Source organism: Microtetraspora sp. AC03309, from assembly GCF_020826795.1.
GTDB classification, from domain to species: domain Bacteria; phylum Actinomycetota; class Actinomycetes; order Streptosporangiales; family Streptosporangiaceae; genus Microtetraspora; species Microtetraspora glauca.
Genome location: NZ_JADDIL010000442.1, coordinates 1 through 506 on the forward strand (window position 1 = coordinate 1; position 506 = coordinate 506).

The window sequence follows — 506 nt, forward strand, 5'->3', positions numbered from 1 at the left end:
ATGTCATTGGTTCCGCAGCGACGGGGAGTGGCGGCGGTTCACCGACGATTGCGGGCAAGCTCGCTGAGCATGGCGTTGTAGGCGTCGAGTTCGTCGTCGTGGCCGCGGTCGCTGTGGCGGTCCTCGCGTGCTCCTGTCCGGCGGTCTTGGCGGGCCCACTGGGCCACCAGCGCGATCACCACGATGATCACCGGCAGCTCGCTCGAACCCCACGCGATGGCACCACCGAGGTGCTGATCATCCGAAATGCTCTGCACCCACGGGAGATTGACCGATCTGTAGAAGCTCTCGCCCAACGAGGACGTCATCGTCATCGTGGCGATGCCGAAGAAGGCATGGAAGGGCATCACGGCGAACAACAGCCCGAGGCGGCCGAGGAAGGGCAGGCGCCGTGGGCCGGGATCGATGCCGATGATTCCCCAGTAATACAGGTAGCCGGTGAGCAGGAAGAGCACGCTCATGAACTCGTGGCCCCAGTGATATCTGATCAGGGTGTCGAACATGGG

1 protein-coding gene is annotated in these 506 nt (G+C 63.6%); it reads right to left on the minus strand.

The features are described from left to right. Positions 1–38 precede the first annotated feature (38 nt). A partial coding sequence (locus tag IMZ11_RS43760; RefSeq protein ID WP_228649614.1) for a cytochrome c oxidase assembly protein occupies positions 39–506 on the minus strand: 468 nt, incomplete at its 5' end.